The organism is Maribacter cobaltidurans, from assembly GCF_002269385.1.
Taxonomy (GTDB): domain Bacteria; phylum Bacteroidota; class Bacteroidia; order Flavobacteriales; family Flavobacteriaceae; genus Maribacter; species Maribacter cobaltidurans.
This window is the reverse complement of record NZ_CP022957.1, coordinates 2,213,480-2,232,937: the sequence shown is the minus strand read 5'-3', so window position 1 is coordinate 2,232,937 and position 19,458 is coordinate 2,213,480. Positions and strand designations below refer to the sequence as shown.

The 19,458-nt window shown below is 38.1% G+C and carries 19 protein-coding genes; 6 read left to right on the top strand and 13 right to left on the bottom strand.

Going from position 1 to position 19,458, the window contains the following annotated elements; all coding sequences use genetic code 11:
• Positions 1-30: 30 nt before the first annotated feature.
• Positions 31-2,205: a TonB-dependent receptor gene (locus CJ263_RS09840; protein WP_094997104.1), complete on the bottom strand. Its 2,175-nt coding sequence runs from the start codon at positions 2,203-2,205 to the stop codon at positions 31-33.
• Positions 2,206-2,930: 725 nt separating this feature from the next.
• Between CJ263_RS09840 and CJ263_RS09835 the strand changes: the two genes are divergently transcribed.
• The gene (locus CJ263_RS09835; RefSeq protein WP_094997103.1) at positions 2,931-5,360 is read left to right on the top strand and encodes a hybrid sensor histidine kinase/response regulator; all 2,430 of its coding nucleotides are present in this window, start codon (positions 2,931-2,933) and stop codon (positions 5,358-5,360) included.
• Here the strand turns inward: CJ263_RS09835 and CJ263_RS09830 are convergent.
• The 9 genes from CJ263_RS09830 to CJ263_RS09790 all read right to left on the bottom strand — a co-directional run bounded on the left by CJ263_RS09830 (position 5,357) and on the right by CJ263_RS09790 (position 12,083).
• A complete protein-coding gene (locus CJ263_RS09830) occupies positions 5,357-6,727 on the bottom strand; it encodes a sigma-54-dependent transcriptional regulator (protein ID WP_308423224.1) in 1,371 nt (456 codons plus the stop codon). The genes CJ263_RS09835 and CJ263_RS09830 overlap by 4 nt on opposite strands.
• A 182-nt stretch (positions 6,728-6,909) precedes the next feature.
• Complete coding sequence (locus CJ263_RS09825; protein WP_094999200.1) at positions 6,910-7,212, bottom strand: hypothetical protein; 303 nt, start codon at positions 7,210-7,212, stop codon at positions 6,910-6,912.
• Between the two features lie 289 nt (positions 7,213-7,501).
• The gene (locus CJ263_RS09820) at positions 7,502-7,810 is read right to left on the bottom strand and encodes a hypothetical protein (protein ID WP_158657126.1); all 309 of its coding nucleotides are present in this window, start codon (positions 7,808-7,810) and stop codon (positions 7,502-7,504) included.
• A 146-nt stretch (positions 7,811-7,956) separates the two neighbouring features.
• Complete coding sequence (locus CJ263_RS09815) at positions 7,957-8,259, bottom strand: hypothetical protein (protein ID WP_094997101.1); 303 nt, start codon at positions 8,257-8,259, stop codon at positions 7,957-7,959.
• A gap of 203 nt (positions 8,260-8,462) precedes the next feature.
• Positions 8,463-10,001 (bottom strand): DUF4301 family protein, encoded by a 1,539-nt coding sequence (locus tag CJ263_RS09810; protein ID WP_094997100.1) that lies wholly within the window; start codon positions 9,999-10,001, stop codon positions 8,463-8,465.
• A complete protein-coding gene (locus CJ263_RS09805) occupies positions 9,998-10,561 on the bottom strand; it encodes an AAA family ATPase (protein WP_094997099.1) in 564 nt (187 codons plus the stop codon). The genes CJ263_RS09810 and CJ263_RS09805 overlap by 4 nt, the downstream gene beginning before the upstream one ends.
• On the bottom strand, positions 10,522-11,154 hold the full coding sequence (gene pnuC / locus CJ263_RS09800) for a nicotinamide riboside transporter PnuC (RefSeq protein ID WP_188669437.1): 633 nt from the start codon (positions 11,152-11,154) through the stop codon (positions 10,522-10,524). The genes CJ263_RS09805 and pnuC overlap by 40 nt, the downstream gene beginning before the upstream one ends.
• Positions 11,138-11,398: a hypothetical protein gene (locus CJ263_RS09795; RefSeq protein ID WP_094999199.1), complete on the bottom strand. Its 261-nt coding sequence runs from the start codon at positions 11,396-11,398 to the stop codon at positions 11,138-11,140. The genes pnuC and CJ263_RS09795 overlap by 17 nt, the downstream gene beginning before the upstream one ends.
• Before the next feature lie 43 nt (positions 11,399-11,441).
• Entirely contained in the window at positions 11,442-12,083 is a 642-nt protein-coding gene (locus tag CJ263_RS09790; RefSeq protein ID WP_094997098.1) for a 4'-phosphopantetheinyl transferase family protein, read from the bottom strand.
• Between the two features lie 79 nt (positions 12,084-12,162).
• On the opposite strand from CJ263_RS09790, the gene ahcY reads away from it, so the two are divergent.
• From ahcY to CJ263_RS09770, 4 genes are all read left to right on the top strand, one after another.
• On the top strand, positions 12,163-13,479 hold the full coding sequence (ahcY, locus tag CJ263_RS09785) for an adenosylhomocysteinase (RefSeq protein WP_094997097.1): 1,317 nt from the start codon (positions 12,163-12,165) through the stop codon (positions 13,477-13,479).
• Between the two features lie 152 nt (positions 13,480-13,631).
• Positions 13,632-14,927: a M20/M25/M40 family metallo-hydrolase gene (locus CJ263_RS09780; RefSeq protein WP_094997096.1), complete on the top strand. Its 1,296-nt coding sequence runs from the start codon at positions 13,632-13,634 to the stop codon at positions 14,925-14,927.
• Positions 14,928-14,941: 14 nt separating this feature from the next.
• Positions 14,942-15,463 (top strand): 5' nucleotidase, NT5C type, encoded by a 522-nt coding sequence (locus CJ263_RS09775; RefSeq protein ID WP_094997095.1) that lies wholly within the window; start codon positions 14,942-14,944, stop codon positions 15,461-15,463.
• On the top strand, positions 15,463-16,245 hold the full coding sequence (locus tag CJ263_RS09770) for a hypothetical protein (RefSeq protein WP_094997094.1): 783 nt from the start codon (positions 15,463-15,465) through the stop codon (positions 16,243-16,245). The genes CJ263_RS09775 and CJ263_RS09770 overlap by 1 nt, the downstream gene beginning before the upstream one ends.
• A gap of 155 nt (positions 16,246-16,400) precedes the next feature.
• Here the strand turns inward: CJ263_RS09770 and rpmA are convergent, their stop codons facing one another.
• The 3 genes from rpmA to CJ263_RS09755 form a co-directional block, all read right to left on the bottom strand.
• Positions 16,401-16,661, bottom strand: a complete 261-nt coding sequence (gene rpmA, locus CJ263_RS09765) for a 50S ribosomal protein L27 (RefSeq protein WP_094997093.1) — start codon at positions 16,659-16,661, stop codon at positions 16,401-16,403.
• Positions 16,662-16,703: 42 nt separating this feature from the next.
• Entirely contained in the window at positions 16,704-17,405 is a 702-nt protein-coding gene (rplU, locus tag CJ263_RS09760; RefSeq protein WP_094997092.1) for a 50S ribosomal protein L21, read from the bottom strand.
• A gap of 98 nt (positions 17,406-17,503) precedes the next feature.
• The gene (locus tag CJ263_RS09755; protein ID WP_094997091.1) at positions 17,504-17,959 is read right to left on the bottom strand and encodes a DUF4199 domain-containing protein; all 456 of its coding nucleotides are present in this window, start codon (positions 17,957-17,959) and stop codon (positions 17,504-17,506) included.
• Positions 17,960-18,128: 169 nt separating this feature from the next.
• Between CJ263_RS09755 and CJ263_RS09750 the strand changes: the two genes are divergently transcribed.
• The gene (locus CJ263_RS09750; RefSeq protein ID WP_094997090.1) at positions 18,129-19,451 is read left to right on the top strand and encodes a M16 family metallopeptidase; all 1,323 of its coding nucleotides are present in this window, start codon (positions 18,129-18,131) and stop codon (positions 19,449-19,451) included.
• The last annotated feature ends 7 nt before the right edge of the window (positions 19,452-19,458 follow it).

Below are 19,458 nucleotides of genomic sequence, written 5' to 3'. Positions count from 1 at the left end.
CGATTGCTTGGGGAATTATTGATTATCAAATTAAAAATTAACCGTAGCTCCCAGCAAGAAATTAATACCCGCTTGAGGATAATAGCCAGCACCTTCAATTGTGGTGATTACCCCTGGAACAGAAAAGTCATCATCATAGGTGAAAAAATATCCATTGGAAACGATATCCGCATCGAACAGATTATTGACCAAGCCAGAAAATACAATGCTCTTTAAGAAACCATTGAAGGCAACTTCATATTGAACGTTTAGATCTGTTTGGGAATAGGCATCCAAAACAGAAGCTTCGGAATCAATATTGCCCATATACTGTTTCCCCACATATTTTGACAATACCGAGACCTGAAAAGCATCCGTAGGGCTATAAGTAATTATGTTGCCCGCCACAATATCCGGAGAATAGGCTATGTTCGTATTCCCTAGATTTTCCAACGCACCGTCTCGCTGAAATAAGAAATCTTGATTTTTATTGGTACTTAGGGCCAAGTTGGGTCTCCAAGTAAATTTGTCGCTAAATCTTATTTGGGCGTCAACTTCCAATCCTAAACGATAACTATCTCCCACATTGGCTCTTAAGGGTGCCCCAACATCGTTCAGTTCCCCGGTCAGCACCAATTGATCTTGATATTTCATATAATACACATTGGTGTTCAATTGAACATCTGGATTAATATAGCGCCAACCCAGCTCCCAATCGTTCAATTTTTCTGGTCTTGGATTTCCGTTTTCATAATCGTTCCGATTTGGTTCGCGATTGGCACGGGCATAAGAGAAATAGAAATTATTGTTTCGGTTTAAATCATAAGTGACACCGGCCTTGGGATTAAAAAAATTAAAGGTATCATCCACCAAACCTGTGTCTTCTCCATTGGCCTGATATGCCACGGTCCTATATTGTAAATCCCCGTATAAAGACCATTGGTCGCTTAGATTGTAATTGGCCTTGGAATATATATTGAAGTCCGTCTTTTTGGAGGTGTCATCATAGTACCGATCTCTATATGCGCTATTACTGGCAAATTCTGACCAAATGACCTCGCCAAAGTGGTCTCCTTCATACTTGTTCCAGCCTCCTCCCAAGATTAGGTTAAGATTGTCCTTATCATAAGTGGCAGAAAAAACGGTTCCATAAAAATTGTTGTCCAACCAACGTCTTCGAATTAAATCGGTCGTATTTACTTCCTCACCATTAACGATCAAGGGTTCAAAACCATAGGTCTCAAAATCATCATCTTCCCTATATTGTTCAAAAAATCCCCTGCCCCTCGTATAGTGCAGTGCAATATTTGTACTCCAATAGTCCGATAGCTTTTCGTTCCATAGAAGCTGGGAGTGATCCTGTTTGTAATCGTCTACCTCATTGTCATAAAACTGGGTATTCCCGTTTTCGTCGGTATAAATTCCCGATGGGTTAAATGTACGATCGGTTTCTAATGTGTTGGCATCAATACCATTCCACGCTTGATACGTTATTTCATGACCGCCAAAAAGCAAGGCTTTTATAAGCGTATTGTCATCTTTATAGGCCCCTTGCAAAAAATAGGAATCCAAATCCGAAGAAGCCCTATCGATATAACCATCGGAATTGATCCTGGATAACCTACCAGAAATCTCGACCATATCGTTTAAAAGACCGGTACTGAATTTAATGTTGCGCCTAAACGTATTGAAACTACCGTAGGAAGATGAAATCTGTGCATAGGCATCTTCTGAAAAACCATCGGTCAAGACATTTAAACTTGCTCCGAAAGCCCCCGCACCATTGGTGGAGGTTCCTACACCACGCTGCAATTGTAGACTTTCTGTAGAGGAGGCAAAATCTGGCATATTGACCCAAAACGTACCTTGTGACTCGGCATCATTGTAAGGAATTCCGTTGATGGTAACATTAACCCGGGTAGCATCGCTACCCCTTACGCGTATTCCCGTGTAGCCCACTCCGGCTCCGGCATCGGAAGTAGTTACCACGGAGGGCAAGTAGTTCATGAGGATTGGAACATCCTGACCCAAATTTCTGGGTTTAATTTGTTCCTTGGTCAGGTTTGAAAAGGTAACAGGTGATTCCTTGGTTACTCGGACTGCGGAGACAAAAACCTCATCCAATACTACTTTTTTACCCTCTAGGGAATCCGTTGGTTGTTGTTGGGCCAAAGAGCCCATTGTTAGCCCCAAAAGGGCCGTTGTTGTGAACATAGAGTATTTCATTCGTAAAAGTGTTTACGAATAAAAGGGGCTATTATTCTGAATTAAAATTGATTTTTGTGAAATTAAATCACGTAACATTCAATGAAGATCGCGCTCATAGCATGTTGGCTACTGCACCATCTCGTGCCGCGTTCAAAAGGCCCTAAGGACTTTTTTCTGTGGCCGTCCCTTGGCAGCATTATCCGCCCAGGTTCATTGGGTATAATCTCAGCTTCCTCCAAAATTGGAATCGGCACCCCTTTGAGATGGGACAAATGTAAACCAGTTTTTCTAATTTATTGAGTTCTTTCCAAAAAAAATACTGCTATTATAACTGAGATTATGAAACAAAAAAAGGAGCTGCCTAAGCAACTCCCTTCACAACCAACCAAAAAACAACTTTTCTAAACTTTCTAATAACCATAGAACCAATTTTCTAAAACAAGAATGGTCCAATTATAATTATCGGGGAAACGAGTTCAATTCAAAATCATAGTTCATTTGTTGGTTCCTTCATAGTTAATAGTTAGTGTTTCTATAAAGGTTCATTTATATTTTCAGTGGGTACCCCCTTATTCATTTTCCTTTTACATTTAGTAAGACACACAAGTATCTAAAAGGTCACTTTTAGAAAGAAAAAAATTAGAATTATGGTATCATGAAACCAATACCTTGATATTGATTCAAAATGAAGATTTAACACCCCTTTAAAACTCATAATCTGATTTAGTTCGTAACTAGTATGAATGGAAACGTCCAAGAACAAGTTTACCTTTAAAATTGTTGTTAGTTATCTCTTGCTACTGGTTTTGGCTGGAATTGTTACTTATTTTGTGTATTCTGAAGTAGGTTCATACCTGAAAAAAGAGGTGGGTGAAAATGGTGATTCCAAATTACTAAGGACCGGTTCCCTAATAACACAACTCTATGAAGCAGAAGGATTATCCAAACTTGCATTACAGTCCAAGGAGAAAAAGGATTTTGATAATTATATTCTCAAGACAGACTCCATTACCAAAGACATAGACCAATTAAAAATCTCCACTACAAGTGACTATCAAAAAAAGCTATTGGACAGCCTTCAAATACTATTAGAAAGAAAAGTAGCCAACAATAAAGTATTAAGAACACTTAAAACGAAAGATAAGACAAGTACAGCCATTCAAAAGGCCTTGAAAGAGTTTGACCAATTAGAGGAATCCTTGGGAGTTATTACACCAAAAGGTATAGCGCCCAACATAGACGAATTATCTCCAAAAGCACAGTCGGTTATAAGGGATATAGCCAAATACTTAAATGAAAATGTACCTGAAAATAACAAAGGAGAAAACGCCCTAGAGGCCGATAGCGTTTTACAAGCTTCAAAAGCTCTTCTGGAGGAAGTAGAAAAGGAGAACAGAATCAATGAAAACAGTTTAGCCCTTAGGGAAATAACCATTATTAAAACAGATCTGGAACTGTCTCAACAACTGCGAAGTATTCTTACTTCCTTTGAACAGGAAATTTTGGTAAATACTATCAATGAGAACATTAAGAAAGAAACTGCCCTGAATAGAAGTATAAGATTAGCTATTATTGCCGCAATTCTTGGCTTTATAGTAGTAGGCATATTTATTTTTATTCTCAACAGGGATTTTTGGAAGGCAAGTCTTTATCGGCAAAAACTGGAGAAAGAAAAAAAATATTCCGAGGCACTTTTAAAGAGTAGGGAACAACTTTTAGGAACAGTGAGTCATGACCTAAGGACGCCGCTTAATGCCATAATAGGGTATACCCATCTCTTGGAAGAATCTAACATTTCCCAAGCCCAGAGCAGACATCTTGGACATATTAAATCCGCCACAGATTATGTAAACAATTTGGTAAACGACCTACTTGATTTTTCCCAATTGGAAGCCGGTAAGATGACGCTAGAGAAGGTTCCTTTTTCACTATATTCCCTACTGATGGAGACGGTAGAGGATTTTAGGACCATACATGAAAAGAAAGATTTAACTACTACACTTCATATTGATAAAGCACTTAAAAGGAGCATTATAAACGACCCTATCAGAATCAGGCAGATTGTTTCAAACCTGTTGGGAAATGCTTACAAATTTACCAACCAAGGAGAAGTTCGTTTAGAGGCCTTACCATGTGACCATGGAAAAAAAGTAAAAATCATCATATCTGATACAGGAATTGGAATTTCAAAAGATGAGCAGCAACAAATCTTTAACGAATTCACACAAATCAAGGACAAAGATTTAAAAAAGTATGGAGGATATGGTTTAGGGTTGACCATTTCTAAAAAACTTACCGAATTATTGGGAGGGACCATTGGACTAGAGAGCGATTTGGGCAAGGGCAGTACATTTACCTTAGAGTTGCCTGTAACATATTCCAAGGAAAAGGAAGTACCTAAACCTAAAGAGGTTCGAGAGTTTCCGCTTGCTGGCTTTAAAATACTAATTATAGACGATGACCCTTCTTTTTTACAATTATTGGGGGAGATGCTAAAAAGTGAAAATATAAAAACACATCTCTTTACAGATTTTCATCAAATAAAAAAAGACAGTCCTTTAATCTATGACTTGGTCCTAACGGATATTGAAATGCCCCAAGCTACAGGATTTGAGGTCGTAAAAAAATTAAAACAGGAATCGTATTTTCATTACAAGGACCAACCGATTGTTGCCATGACGGGCAGACGAGATATCAATAAGACTTTGTTTTTGAAGAAAGGATTTAATGATGTTCTTATAAAACCATTTACAAAAACTGAAATCCTGAATACTGTATATGGATTGATATCAGTACCTAAAAAGGAAGATGTCATTACCATCGAGAACGAGAACCACAATACTTCTATGTTCCAACTTACATATATAAAATCCTTTTTAGGTGATGACGAAGAATCCGTTCAAGAAATTTTAAAAACATTCAGGGAAGAGAGTTCAAGAAATTTGGAAGAACTGGAACACGCCCTAATTGCCAAGGATTACAAAAGCTTAGGGGCAATTTCCCATAGAATGCTTCCTATGTTCCGCCAATTACAAATTACTTCATGTATACCGATACTGGAAAAGTTTGAGAAAAACAACGAAGAGAACCTCAAAACACTGGCCCTACAACTAAAATCCCTTAAAGGGAAAATGGTGCAGCTAAACGCTCAATTGGATAAAGAATTGAACTAAATATCCAAGTTGTAATGGTGGATTCTATTATATAAAGTCTTTCGGGTTACTTGTAATAATTTAGCCGCTTTGGATTTATTGTAATTTGTTCTCTTCAAGGCATTTAATATTTGTTCCTTTTCAAATTCCTCCTTGGTCAAGTTTACCGAACTAGCTGTTATTTCAGAAGGAGCAAGCATTTCTGAGGGTAGCACATCGGGTATAATTTCATTGCCATCAGTGAGCAAAACAGCCCTTTTGATAATATTTTGTAGCTCCCTGATATTACCGGGCCAATGATAGGTCATAAATATATCCCAAACCTGATTTGAAAAATCCTGAATGTTCTTTCCCAGCTTTTGGTTGGAGACTTTTAGAAAATGATATGCCAAAACAGGCAAATCTTCCAATCTCTCTATTAATGAAGGAATTTGCAGTGAAAACTCATTTAATCTATGATAAAGGTCCTCTCTAAAATTACCTCTACCTACAGCCTCCTTTAAATCTTCATTAGTTGCCGAAATGATTCGGACATCTACCTCAATTTCCTTATTACTGCCTATGCGCTTGATTTTTCTTTCCTGTAACGCCCTTAGCAGTTGAATTTGGTTTTGATAGGAAAGATTGCCTACCTCATCCAGAAAAAGGGTGCCACCACTGGCGGCTTCAAAGCTACCTACCTTATCAGAAACAGCTCCGGTAAAACTCCCCTTCAAATGGCCAAAGAATTCACTAGCCGCCAATTCTTTAGGTATTGCCCCACAATCCAAAGCTACGAACGGCTTGTCATGCCTTTTACTTTTATTATGTATTGATTTGGCGGTCACCTCTTTACCCGATCCACTTTTACCGATAATGAGAACGGACATATCCGTTGGTGCCACCAAAGAAATATATTCATCCAATTTTTTTGTAGCCGAACTCACAAATTCCACATTCTTCCCCTCCTTTCCAGAATTTAAATCATCATCTGTATTCGACTCGCTCTCCTTAATATCCTTGGATACGAATGAGGAAGCTCTTTCCCCTTTGTCCAATGCCTTTTCTATGGTCTGTAAAATTTGGTCTGGGGTAAAAGGTTTAGAGACATAGTCAAAAGCACCTTGTTTCATTGCCTCTACGGCGGTTTGAACTTCTGCATATCCGGTCATTACAATAATCGGAATATTCTCGCCAATTGAGGCAATGAGTTGGATTCCATTTAGATCGGGAAGCCTAAGGTCGGTCAATATTAAGTCTGGCGCGTTTTCCTTAATTTGTTTTGATCCATCTTTACCCGAGGAACTCAGGAATACCTCATATCCTTTTTTTGTAAAAAAACGTTGGAGCATCTTGGCAAATGAGGTATCATCCTCTATGATCAAAATCTTGGGCATATTGGTCTTCATTCAGAAATATTGGGGTCATATAAAATTAGTGGAAGCCGACCAGTATTCATTTTAAAATTATCATAAAGATTCATCCCTTTATTCATTGAGTCAAAAAAATAGGAAAAGGCGACAAAATGCCGCCTTTTCCTGACCAAACCAACTTGATACAAACAAGTTATATTTTTAGTTTGTCTTTAGAATTACATATCTAACCAATTTCCTTGCTCATCAGCATAAAGAATACCCTGAGTACCATCTTTCAAAACCACATCCAGCTTGTATTGTTGCTTATCGTTCACATAAGCCTTATTTATAGTTGCAGTGGGATAATTTGTGGATACCGCATTGGTAACCGCCTCTGGAAGTTCGGATGTATCTATTTCAGTAAAATCTGCAACTTTGGCCACCATTTGCGTAACATCCGCTTGGGCTATCTCGGTTTGCTGACCAATTACTTGTAAACTTCCTATAGCCAGTGCTCCTAATAAAAATAACTTTTTCATGATTTTTAGAATTTTAATGTTAATAATCACTTTCATATTCAGCTAATAGGAAAGCAAAATGATGCCAATCTTCGCAATTCTAGTTAATCATTTCATTTTTAAACATTTACAAAATCGCCCTGTATATATTCTTTGGGTAATTCTGTATCGGAAAACAGCGTAGTGTGTATCTATTACACACTGGTGAATTCATATTTAAACAGGTTGGCAGGTTTCAAAAATCCTTTTTGAGTTCAAGGTTTTCAAAAAAAAAGCTGCCGAAGCAGCCTTAAATAATCTTGAGTATTCTTTATTTCGTCTTTTTGGTAATCCAATTTCCGTATGGGTCTATATAAACGGTTCTTCTGGTACCACTTTTTAAAACCATAATCAATTTGAATACCCCTCTAGAATTTCTGTAGGCGGCACCAAGCTTGGAAGTAGGATATTCTTTTAAAATTTCCTCAACCACGGCAGGTGTCAATTCGCTAGATGGAATTTTTTTATAATCATCGTTGATTCTCTCTTTGGGTATTAAACTATCGTTTTGACTATACATGGCTTTCACGTTCATGGTTAATCCAATGGCCAAGAGAGATATTATCATGTACCTTTTCATTTCAAATTATTTTAAGTTCACAAAAAGTTTACTCTTTAAGTACGAAGGGAAAGCACCTTTAGATGTTGGGAGAAGTGGTTTTTATATTTATTTAACGTAAAAAAAGCCGCCAAAGCAGCCTTTCCTAACAAACTATAGAGAACAATTTACATCTCTATCCAATTCCCATCGGAATCGGCATAAAGTTCCATACTACTACCATCTTCCGTAGAGACTTCCAATTTGTACGTGCCTTCCTCGTTCACATGTGCCTTATTGATGGTTGCTCCTGGATAATCAGTTTCTAAAGCGGTAACGACTTCATCCGGAACATCCGAAACGGCAATTTCCTTATAATCTTGGACCATCACTTCTTCCATAATTCCATCATGGAAAATTATCGGCGTGGCCGCCGTACCTATGGTTAATCCTCCTATGGCTAAAGCTGTTGCTAATACTAATTTTTTCATCTTGACTATTTTTAAGTTAAACTTCTATAGTCCAACATTGAAAAAACAATGCCATGATATTTTGACCCTTAAAAAAACGATTAATTCTTTGTTTTTTAATCAGTTACAAAATTACCTAACACTTTAGTACATGTATAATTATGTGGTTATAACAAAAAAAGTGTGTATTTAATACACACTTTTTTTGTTATTATAATTGCAAATTAAGCTTGATGCGAATCTTTTAACAAATCCAATACTGTTTTCACAGGGTTAAAGGTTACCAAAGGCACCTCTACCATAATGGTATTCCAATGGGCCATTGCCCCATTCCATAAACCAGGTAATTCCAAAGCTTTTAGTTCTTTACCGTCCTTAGTCTTTCCTGTTATAAAACCTTGTTTGCTATCCACGAAATCCATCAAATTGTACTTGTTGCCATTAAAATCCCTAATTCCGCAAACCAAATCCACTGGGTTGAAATGAGTAGAATTCTGCAAAATGTTCACCTGTTCTTCATTATTCATATCTATTTGAGCAGATTCTATAATTTGTAAGGAGATTTCACCTTTTGCATTTTTAATCCAGAAAGGTCCCCCACCAGGTTCCCCTTCATTCTTTACCATTCCACAAATTCTAATGGGTCTATTTATTTTGGACTTTAAAAGGTTTATTTTTTCTTCCTCGGACAATGAACCAAATCCTTCCTTGAATTTTACGTTTAATTCATTCTCCAAAAACTCTTTAATCTCTACTAAATCGGCTTGGGTAGCATTGGCATCATCCAACATTTTGGCATATTTAAAAGCCTTGTCCTGTACTTTTAGTAAAATTCCGGCTAATGTTTTCTTGCTGTCCGCTACGGCCTTGGCACCTTCCATAACGGCGACATTATCAATATTTTTAATAAAGATGATATCCGCGTCCTGTTCGTTTAAATTTTCTATTAGAGCTCCATGGCCTCCAGGTCTGAACAAAACAGATCCGTCTGGATTTCTAAATGGTTTGTTCGCCATATCCACCGCAATAGTATCCGTAGAAGGTTTTTGAAATGAATAATCAACAGCAAATGAAGTCCCGGTGTCCTTGGAAACTCTATCGCCTACCTCTTTAAGTTCGGATTGAAACATTTCTTCATGCTGCTCAGAAATGGTAAAGTGTAAATTTGAGGCATTAGAGGAGCTTGCATACAAGGCACCCTCCTTTAAATGTTCTTCAAAAGGGGTCGCCGTATTTTCACCGTATTTATGAAATGGCAATAGGCCCTTTGGATAAAATCCGTAATTCAAGGCATTCTCGCCCAACAATTCTCGTACAAACAGATAGACTTTTTCCCCTTCTGCATCAATTGAATCAGGCAACCTACTCATGACTTTATCGTAGAAGGGCATTTTATCCATTCCTTCCGACAGTATTTTTATATCCTTATCGCCTTTGCGTTCTAGATAAGATTTTAAAGTTTCTTTCTTGGGGTTATAATTATCCAAAAAAGCAAATAAAGCCTTGAACATGCGAGAGGCCGCACCAGAAGCTGGAACAAACTTGAGTACATCCAAGTCTTTAACCCTGTTTTCGTACAAGGCGATTAAATCTTGTTCTTCTTGATCAGTAAAACGATATATACCATTTCCAACAACAGCCGCACTCTGCAAATCCACGAAAGGTATGCCTTCTTTAAACGTGTTGATTTGGTCCAATACTTTCTCTTTGGCAATTCCTTTTTTTGCCATTTGATTTTTGTCCTGTTCTGTAAATTCTATCATTTTCCTAGTAAATTATCTATATGTTCTACTGCAAGCTTAAGCCGCTCTTTTTTATTCCCTTTTAAGATAATAAAATTGCGATTATACTTCTCTAAAGTCGCCCTGAAATATTCAAACATTTCCTCTCTTTCATTGGGTTTATCGCGTAAATCGTCCGCCTCCCAAGGAATATCTATATAGGTTAGCAGATATAGGTCATACGTGTTTTCAATGGCATACTTTTCTAATGTAGGGTCGCAATCCCCAACATAATAGGCCTCTGAATATACCTTTGTTTCCAGTAAATCAGTATCGCAAATGAGAATCTCTGTAGCTTTTTTGGTCAGGTCGTTTTCCAGTTGCATTTGGCCTTCGGCGATAGGTAACAAATCTTCTGGTTCACAGGTCTTACGTTCGTTGTTCCATTTGTTTTGAAGGTATTCCCTTGCGTACTCTGGAACCCATACCGTATTATAATGTCTAGCGAGTTGTTCGGACAAGGTGGTTTTTCCCGTCGACTCCGGGCCAAAAAGGACCACTTTTAAGATGTCTGACGGTTGTTGTCTATACTTTTCTTCCATTCAAAATAACCTTGGATAGCCAAGATGGTAAATATAAGATATTGTAGGGAAAGCATGCCCCAACCTCTATAGGCATAGAGTGGTACCGTTATGATATCGGCTAAAATCCAAAGTGTCCAATTTTCCAGCTTTTTAAGAGCCATATACCACATTCCCGTAAAAAATACTCCGGAAGTGAAAATATCTATATAGTTGGAGGGACCGATTTCTACATCAAAAATTCGATAGACCACATAAGTAACAATCATGGTCATAAGAAAAAGGCCAAACCCAATAATCTTCTCTCTAGTATTAGTTCTGGAAATATGAACCACTTTTTTATTGTTCCTTGTCCTTGCCCAGTTCCACCATCCATATATGCTCATGACCGAAAAATAGAAATTCATCATCATATCCCCCATCAGCCTATCTCGATACAATAGATAGACCGTGAGGACAGTAGCTACCAAACCTGTGGGGTACACCAGAATATTTTCCTTTTTGGCGTACCATACACTTAGGATTCCGGTCACAAAAACAATCGCCTCAATCACGATAATAAATGTCTCCTTATCCTTGTAAGGTCCTAGGAAAAAATCAAAAATGAGGCTCATATGCGCTCCTGTCGGATTTTACCATTTTCATATATAGTAAGCCCTTGTCCATAAGTTCAAAAGCAGTTTTGATTTCGGTTTTCAGAACATCCATCACCGTATCATACGGTCCAAAAACCTGAGTACTTAATGGATTCTCCAGAATGACCAGTCCAGAATTTCTCAGTTTTTTAATAAAGTTGATGATGTGTTCCTCAAAATCGTCCTGTAAAGGGGAAAAGGTAAGTTCTACGGATATGTCCATGAAATTATGTTTTGGTAAAGATATTTGATTATTGGCGCAAAAACTATCCCGTTTTTTGCCTGATGCCATAAACAAGGGTAAAACCTTCAAACTCCATAAAATGCACATGGTAATGGGAGACCTTCCCATCATAAATAATCTCAGCGGTTGTTTGATTTTCAGAAAAGGAGAAATCGGTCACATGAATATGATGTAAAAAACTAATGCCCTGTTGACCGTAGATTTTATAGAGCGATTCTTTTGCTCCCCAAACTATGGTTAGTTTACGAACGATGGCCTCCGTATTTGCTAAGGTTCTATACTCTTCAAAAGGAGTGAATTTATGTGCAATCCTTAGAATCTTTTCCCTCTTCTTTTCTATATCGATACCTACTTCTTCAGATTTACTTATGATAATTCCTGTAAAATTATGGGAGTGCGTAATCGAAATTAAATTACCGTCTTTCAAATGGGGCTTCCCAAATTCGTCATAGTACAAATCTTTATCCTCGTATCCATAAAGCGCCATTAAATGTCGAATGCTTAAAAAGGCCCTTCGGTGTAATTCGGATTTCATGCCATCGTATCGCGATTGACAATGGTCGGATAACTGAATACCCTTTGCCAAATCACCCTCAGTTTCCCCTACCTTCCAGATAGCGATAAAAGTATCCTTGTTAACGGTTATGGTTTTGTAAAGTGGCATTAATTCAGTGGTATTTAGTACCTTTGCTGCTCATAAAAAGCTTGATGCTTAGATAACGAAAGTAAAAAGAAAAATAGATATGAGCACCACCACCATTCCATATGTTCCCTTTAAGGTTAAGAACATTAATCTTGCTGCTTGGGGCAGAAAAGAAATAGAACTCGCCGAGGCTGAAATGCCAGGTTTAATGTCTTTACGAAAAGAATATAAAAATGAGCAACCCCTAAAAGGTGCCCGTATTGCAGGATGTTTGCATATGACTATTCAGACTGCCGTGCTCATCGAAACACTTATTGCTTTAGGTGCAGAAGTGACTTGGAGTTCCTGTAACATATTCTCCACCCAAGATCAAGCTGCTGCGGCAATTGCAGAAGCGGGTATCCCCGTTTATGCTTGGAAGGGCATGACCGAAGAAGAGTTCAATTGGTGTATAGAACAAACCTTATTCTTTGGTGAAGACAGAAAGCCTTTGAACATGATTTTGGATGATGGCGGAGATTTAACCAATATGGTTCTTGATAAGTATCCGGAATTGGCAGGTGGAATCAAAGGATTATCAGAAGAAACAACAACAGGTGTTCATCGTTTATATGAGCGTGTAAAAAAAGGAACTCTTCCAATGCCCGCTATTAACGTAAACGATTCTGTAACCAAATCAAAGTTCGATAATAAATACGGTTGCAGGGAAAGTGCGGTGGATGCCATAAGAAGGGCAACAGATACTATGCTTGCAGGCAAAAAGGTTGTAGTAGCCGGTTATGGTGATGTAGGTAAAGGGACGGCAGCTTCTTTTAAAGGAGCTGGCTCCATTGTTACCGTTACGGAAATTGATCCAATTTGCGCACTACAAGCCTGTATGGATGGCTTTGAGGTTAAAAAATTGGAGACTGTCATTGGTAATGCCGATATCGTTATCACCACCACTGGAAACAAAGATATCATACGGGGGGAACATTTTAAGGCACTTAAGGACAAGGCCATTGTTTGTAACATAGGTCACTTCGATAATGAAATTGACATGGCTTGGTTAAATAATAACTTTGGAGATACCAAAGATGAAATTAAGCCTCAAGTGGATAAGTATACTGTTAACGGCAAGGATATTATTATTTTGGCCGAAGGTAGGCTCGTAAACTTAGGATGTGCTACGGGTCACCCAAGTTTTGTAATGAGTAATTCTTTTACAAACCAGACTTTGGCGCAAATTGAGCTTTGGAAAAACCATGGGAATTACGAAAACAAAGTTTACATGCTTCCCAAACACTTGGATGAAAAGGTGGCGAAGCTTCATCTCTCAAGACTTGGAGCCGAATTAACAGAGCTTAATGAGGAACAAGCGGAATATATTGGGGTAACTGTAGATGGTCCTTTTAAACCGGATTATTATAGATATTAAGAACCCAGGAATAACTTTAAGACCCTTGCAGAAATGTGAGGGTTTTTTATTTTTAGCATAAGGCTTTAATTATAATGTAATATGGTTTAATTTCCACCTAGTGAATCATTTTTAATAACTATCAATTTCTGAAATTGACTGAGAAAACATATATGAGAAAAATTTATCTGGGAATTCTTACAATAGGATTATTTTTTAATTTGGGCCTGGCCCAAGAAGATGTTGCTATTGAAAAAAAGTACACCAAAGAAATAGACCGCTTGGCAAAAGCGAAAAAAGTAAAGGCTGCCTTTAGTTATATAGAGAATCAAAAAAATGAAACTACCGAGAATCATATAACATTGACGGAAATCTTGGCACCTCCCTTTAAAGAAGACAAAAGAGGCGTTGCATTTTCTAAAATGCTGGAAGAAGCGGGAGTGGACAGTCTTTGGACCGATAAAGTTGGTAATGTAATCGGATTGAGGAAAGGAACTTCTGGAACTTCCGGCTATGTTGGCATAGATGCCCATCTCGATGTTGTATTTCCAGAAGGCACCGATGTTACCGTAAAAAAAATGGGAGATACCCTAAAGGCGCCAGGTATCGGCGATGACACCAGAGCTTTGGCCAATCTTATTTCCATGTTAAAAGCGATGAACAAAGCGGATATAAAAACGGAAAAGGATGTGCTCATAGTAGGATCCGTTGGTGAAGAAGGATTAGGTGACCTACGGGGTATGAAATACATATTCAACGAATCGGGAATGGACATCGATTCTTGGATAGCCATTGATGGAGGCAGTATGGGAAGATTGAGCAATGCTGGATTAGGCTCCAAAAGATATAAATTGGTAGTGAAGGGAAAAGGAGGCCATTCGTGGGGAGCCTTTGGACTGGCCAACCCACACCACGCCTTGGGCAAAGCCATTGATCTGTTTTCCCAATCCGCTTGGGACTATACCTCTGGAGACATTTCCAAAACCAGTTTTAATGTAGGTCGAATAGGAGGTGGTACGTCCGTAAATTCCATCCCTTTTGAGTCATGGATGGAAGTGGACATGCGAGCCATTAGTCCAAAAAACCTAGATGAAATTGAGGCTATATTCAAATCCTCCGTAGAAAAAGCTATTAAAGAATACAATGCCAGTGGTGTAGCTGGCGAAGTGACCTATGAACTTATTAAAATTGGGGACAGGCCATCAGGTGAACTTTCTGCGGATGTCCCTTTAGTACAAAGAAGTATGGCCGCCACCGAATATTTTGGTGCCACTCCCTCACTGGGAAGGGGCTCTACGAATATCAACATTCCCGTTTCTAAAGGCATACCTGCAGTATGTATAGGCAGAGGCGGTTCTGGTGGAGGGGCGCACTCTCTTCATGAATGGTATATTAATGATGAACCCAGTGAGGAATCTATAAAACTTGCCCTATTGATTACTTTGGCACAAGCCGGATTGAGCAAATAAAAAAAGAACCGAGTATGACAATTTATGTGGATATGGACGAGGTATTGGCAGATACCTATGGCGCCCATATTGATATTTACAACAAAGAATTTGATGGTAATCTTACAGAGGATTACTGTATGGGAAAGGAAGTTTGGCATGTGGTGCCCGAAGCACATCAGGAAAGTGTTAGAAACCATGCCAGAAGGAGGGGATTCTTCAGGAGTTTAAAACCGATTGCCGACAGCCAAGAAATCCTAGAGCAACTGGCTGAACAATATAAGGTCTATATCGCTTCTGCCGCTATGCAATTCCCTAATTCCTTGGAAGAAAAAAGCGATTGGCTGGATGAACATTTTCCCTTTATTCCTTGGCAAAATAGAATTCTATGTGGTCACAAGCATATTTTAAAAGGAGATGTTTTAATCGATGATAGAAGTTATAACCTCACACATTTTGATGGTAGACCGTTACTTTTTACTTCTCCACATAATATCCATACCACAGGTATTGAACGGGTGAATTCTTGGCAAGAGGTTGCCGAAAAACTTTTATGATGTTCTATAAAAAGATCAAACTTTATTTTGCCCCATATAAAACTCAGAAAAGAAGTAAAAAAGAACTCCAAAAAATTATAGAAAAAATTGTTGAAGAGAAGTTAAGGGAGATTGGCTTCTTTAAGTCTAAAAACGATTTTTATTTTAAACATCTGGATGTGGATAGGGAGGCATTTATTTCATTTCATACATCCATGAATTTCACGGGTACAATTCTCTCCTATAATCCTATTATTGGGTTTATACATAAAGAGGTAGAAAAGATATGCAAAGAAGTCGCTTTCGAATATTATGGAGAAAATTTCCTTTATAATACTTGGACAGAATCTTTAGGTTACCTCACTAAAAAAAATGAGTATATCACATGGAAGTTTAAATTAAAATCCAGCGAAAGAGCAATACTTAAAAAGGTCGATTCCATGATGTCTACCATCAGAAAGTCTGCACTTCCAGAATTGGAATTATGCTGCAACGATGAGTATTTATTTGAGGTTCTGGATAAACATAAGTTAGGCTTACAAATTAATAATAGAATAAAAGCTCCAATCCTACTATTAGTAATGAACAAAAAGAATCAAGCATTGCAATTGGCCCACCAAAGACTCTTGCAAGTAAAACCTTCGCAAAAAAACGAAGATGTTCAGGAACCTGAGCAATTTAAATCACCTGAAGAGGCCTGGTCGTTTTTCAAAAGGGATAAAGATCCTAAATATTACTATTATTACTCACAGTTTTTCAAACGTTTTAAATCTTATTTGGAAGTTAACCAAAATCATTGTTGACCTTCCCTTTTGATAAATGTTAAGTCATTACTTTCAATATTATCTATTCCTTTTCCTATATCAATTTTATAAGAACATTTTTTCCAAAATCTAAAATTTTACATAAAAAAAACCCTCACAATGTGAGGGTTTCATTTTTTATAGAGAACTATTTCTTAAGCTTCAAACGGCTCAATGGAAACATAGGATTTTCCTCCCGCTTTTTTCTCAAACTTAACCATGCCATCTACACGTGCGTGCAATGTATGGTCTTTACCTGCGTAAACATTCTCACCTGGATTGTGTTTAGTACCACGTTGTCTAACGATAATGTTTCCGGCAATAGCTGCCTGGCCTCCAAAAATCTTAACGCCTAATCGTTTCGATTCTGATTCCCTACCGTTTTTAGAACTACCTACACCTTTCTTATGTGCCATAATTTTAAGGTTTTATATTGTTATACTTTGAAAGTACGGCGATTAAGCCTTACCTCCGTCTAATTCGTCTTGCCATTTCTTCAACTCGTCCCACTTGCCTTCAGCAGCCAATTTAGCTTGTGCTGGCCAAGTATCGGTTACATGATTGCCACGTACATCAGCGATTATTTCAGCAATTTTCTCAGGAGTGGATTTTGCCAATTCCGCATAAGTTGAAATACCGGCGGCATTCAAGGTTTCTGCAATTTTTGGTCCAATACCTTCAACCTTTTTAAGGTCGTCCGATTTTGATTTTGCCTTGGCTGCTTTTGGCTTGGAAGCAACAGATTTTTCTACTGGAGCCGCTTTACCTTCAGCCTTTGGTTTTTCAGGAGCTGCTTTTTTGGCGGCCGGTTTGTCCTCCTTTTTAGCAGGGGCTGCCTTCTTGGCGCCTTTTGCAACAATAGACTCGATTACAATCTCTGTTAAAGATTGCCTATGTCCATTTTTCTTCCTGTAACCTTTACGTCTTTTCTTGTGAAAAACGATTACTTTGTCACCTCTTAGGTGCTTAATGACTTTAGCCTCTACAGCGGCTCCGTCTATAGCCGGGGCGCCAACGGTTACGTTCTTACCATCATCCAAAAGAAGAACGTTGTCAAAAGTTACCTTTTTTCCTTCCTCTGTCTGTAAACGGTGAACGTACACTTTTTGGTCTTTCGCAACTTTAAATTGCTGCCCTGCCATCTCTACAATTGCGTACATATCGTTAAAAATGTATTGTTAATGCCCAGTGGATTTTTTCCAAAGGCGGGTGCAAATATACTGCTTATTCCTTAACGTACAAGGGTTTTTTTATGAATTTAGCTACTCCTTCGCTTTAAATTATTGGAAGATTTAAATAATTGCATGAAGGCCAATGTAAGCACCAAGGTAGTAACAAAACCCATTGTGGCGACGACCAAAAAAACTATGGCCTCAAAATTCTCGTATTCCTTGGCCCATTTTGTGGAAAGTTCCTCTAAAAAACCAGGGGCCAATTCCGTGGAATACAAAGCAAAAAACAAGGTGAAAATAATCGTAGCGATACCTCCTGTTATCAGTCCGCCCATAAAACCCTTGCCATAATCAAAAGTTTCAGGTTCCTTTATCTTAAGGTATTTTATGGTTTCATATACGCCAAATCCTGTAATAAGGGCATTGAAGAGACTATAAAATACGTTGGTATGCAGCCCCAATAACGCCAGAACCAAAAAGTACGCTATGAGACATGCACTGGTTACTATGCCGAATCTAATCGGGAGGGTTAAATTTTTCATGAGAATCCTGTTTTTCCCTTTAAGTTAAGAAATCTTTTATGATAATTTGGCCTCATAACTCCAAAAATCCAACTGTTATTTAGGATTAACCTTACAAAAGCTTATTTTAGTGTAACATTCAATATAAAATTCACCCATACCATTTAAATAAAAACTAAACACTGAAAAAATGAAAAAACATGTATGGTTGGCTACAGGCCTTCTTTTTTCTTGCTCCACTATTTTGGCGCAAGAAGTAAAATATGAGGAATACGACCTGGACAATGGTCTCCACGTAATCCTGCATCAAGACAATACCGCCCCGGTGGTCACCACATCAGTAATGTACCATGTTGGAGGCAAAGACAGAACGGAAGGTAGAACAGGATTTGCCCATCTATTTGAGCATCTATTGTTCGAGGGAACCAAAAACATTGAAAAAGGAAAGTGGTTCGAGATCGTTTCCGCTAACGGCGGTAAAAACAATGCAAATACCTCTCAGGACAGAACCTATTATTATGAAGTATTCCCTTCCAATAACCTAAAGCTAGGCTTATGGTTAGAATCCGAGAGAATGCTGCACCCAGTTATCAATCAAAATGGAGTAGATACACAAATTGAAGTAGTGAAAGAGGAAAAAAGGCTACGATATGATAACTCACCATACGGCCAATTACTTCCTGTACTAGGAAAAAATCTTTTTGAAAAGCACCCTTACAAAGACCCAAATATTGGTTACATGAAAGATTTGGACGCAGCAACCTTGGAGGACGTTGTTGCCTACAATCAAAAGTATTATGTACCTAATAATGCCGTACTCGTAGTGGCCGGGGACATTGATGTTGATGATACCAAGAAAATGATAAAGGATTATTTTGGGCCTATTCCAAAAGGAGCGGAAGTTACTCGAAATTATCCCCAAGAAACACCCATCACTACAGAAAGAAAAGCCACAGCCTACGATCCCAACATCCAAATACCGGCAGCAGGATTGGCATATAGGACACCTGGTTTTAAAGAAAGAGATGCCTATGTTTTGGATATGATATCCACTTATTTGAGTGATGGCCCTACGTCAAAGCTCTACAAAAAAATGGTAGACGACCAAAAGCAGGCATTACAAGTTGGCGCCTTTAATATTCCGCAAGAGGATTACAGTATGTATCTTGTATTTGCGTTACCAGTGGGCGAAACTTCCACGGATACACTTATATCCGAAATGGAAGAGGAAATTGCCAAAGTGCGAACTGAGCTTATTTCAGAAAAGGACTATCAAAAACTTCAAAATAAATTTGAGAATCAGTTCGTGAATTCAAATTCAAGTGTGGAAGGTATTGCAAATTCCTTGGCTAGAAATTATATGCTTTATGATGACACCTCATTGATAAATAAGGAAATAGATATTTATAGGTCAGTGACACGTGAAGAAATCATGGAAGTGGCCAACAAATACCTAATGCCAAATCAACGAGTCATTATAGATTATTTACCCGAAGAAAAACCTTCAAATTAAAACTGAA

Coding starts and splice junctions, on each gene's coding strand:
- CJ263_RS09795 (WP_094999199.1), bottom strand. CDS start 11,398: ATGGACATATCCGTAGAACTTACCTTTTCCCCTTTACAGGACGATTTT.
- CJ263_RS09810 (WP_094997100.1), bottom strand. CDS start 10,001: ATGATAGAATTTACAGAACAGGACAAAAATCAAATGGCAAAAAAAGGA.
- CJ263_RS09835 (WP_094997103.1), top strand. CDS start 2,931: ATGGAAACGTCCAAGAACAAGTTTACCTTTAAAATTGTTGTTAGTTAT.
- pnuC (WP_188669437.1), bottom strand. CDS start 11,154: ATGAGCCTCATTTTTGATTTTTTCCTAGGACCTTACAAGGATAAGGAG.
- CJ263_RS09750 (WP_094997090.1), top strand. CDS start 18,129: ATGAAAAAACATGTATGGTTGGCTACAGGCCTTCTTTTTTCTTGCTCC.
- ahcY (WP_094997097.1), top strand. CDS start 12,163: ATGAGCACCACCACCATTCCATATGTTCCCTTTAAGGTTAAGAACATT.
- CJ263_RS09775 (WP_094997095.1), top strand. CDS start 14,942: ATGACAATTTATGTGGATATGGACGAGGTATTGGCAGATACCTATGGC.
- rpmA (WP_094997093.1), bottom strand. CDS start 16,661: ATGGCACATAAGAAAGGTGTAGGTAGTTCTAAAAACGGTAGGGAATCA.
- CJ263_RS09820 (WP_158657126.1), bottom strand. CDS start 7,810: ATGAAAAGGTACATGATAATATCTCTCTTGGCCATTGGATTAACCATG.
- CJ263_RS09790 (WP_094997098.1), bottom strand. CDS start 12,083: ATGCCACTTTACAAAACCATAACCGTTAACAAGGATACTTTTATCGCT.
- CJ263_RS09825 (WP_094999200.1), bottom strand. CDS start 7,212: ATGAAAAAGTTATTTTTATTAGGAGCACTGGCTATAGGAAGTTTACAA.
- CJ263_RS09830 (WP_308423224.1), bottom strand. CDS start 6,727: ATGAAGACCAATATGCCCAAGATTTTGATCATAGAGGATGATACCTCA.
- CJ263_RS09805 (WP_094997099.1), bottom strand. CDS start 10,561: ATGGAAGAAAAGTATAGACAACAACCGTCAGACATCTTAAAAGTGGTC.
- CJ263_RS09780 (WP_094997096.1), top strand. CDS start 13,632: ATGAGAAAAATTTATCTGGGAATTCTTACAATAGGATTATTTTTTAAT.
- CJ263_RS09840 (WP_094997104.1), bottom strand. CDS start 2,205: ATGAAATACTCTATGTTCACAACAACGGCCCTTTTGGGGCTAACAATG.
- CJ263_RS09755 (WP_094997091.1), bottom strand. CDS start 17,959: ATGAAAAATTTAACCCTCCCGATTAGATTCGGCATAGTAACCAGTGCA.
- CJ263_RS09770 (WP_094997094.1), top strand. CDS start 15,463: ATGTTCTATAAAAAGATCAAACTTTATTTTGCCCCATATAAAACTCAG.
- rplU (WP_094997092.1), bottom strand. CDS start 17,405: ATGTACGCAATTGTAGAGATGGCAGGGCAGCAATTTAAAGTTGCGAAA.
- CJ263_RS09815 (WP_094997101.1), bottom strand. CDS start 8,259: ATGAAAAAATTAGTATTAGCAACAGCTTTAGCCATAGGAGGATTAACC.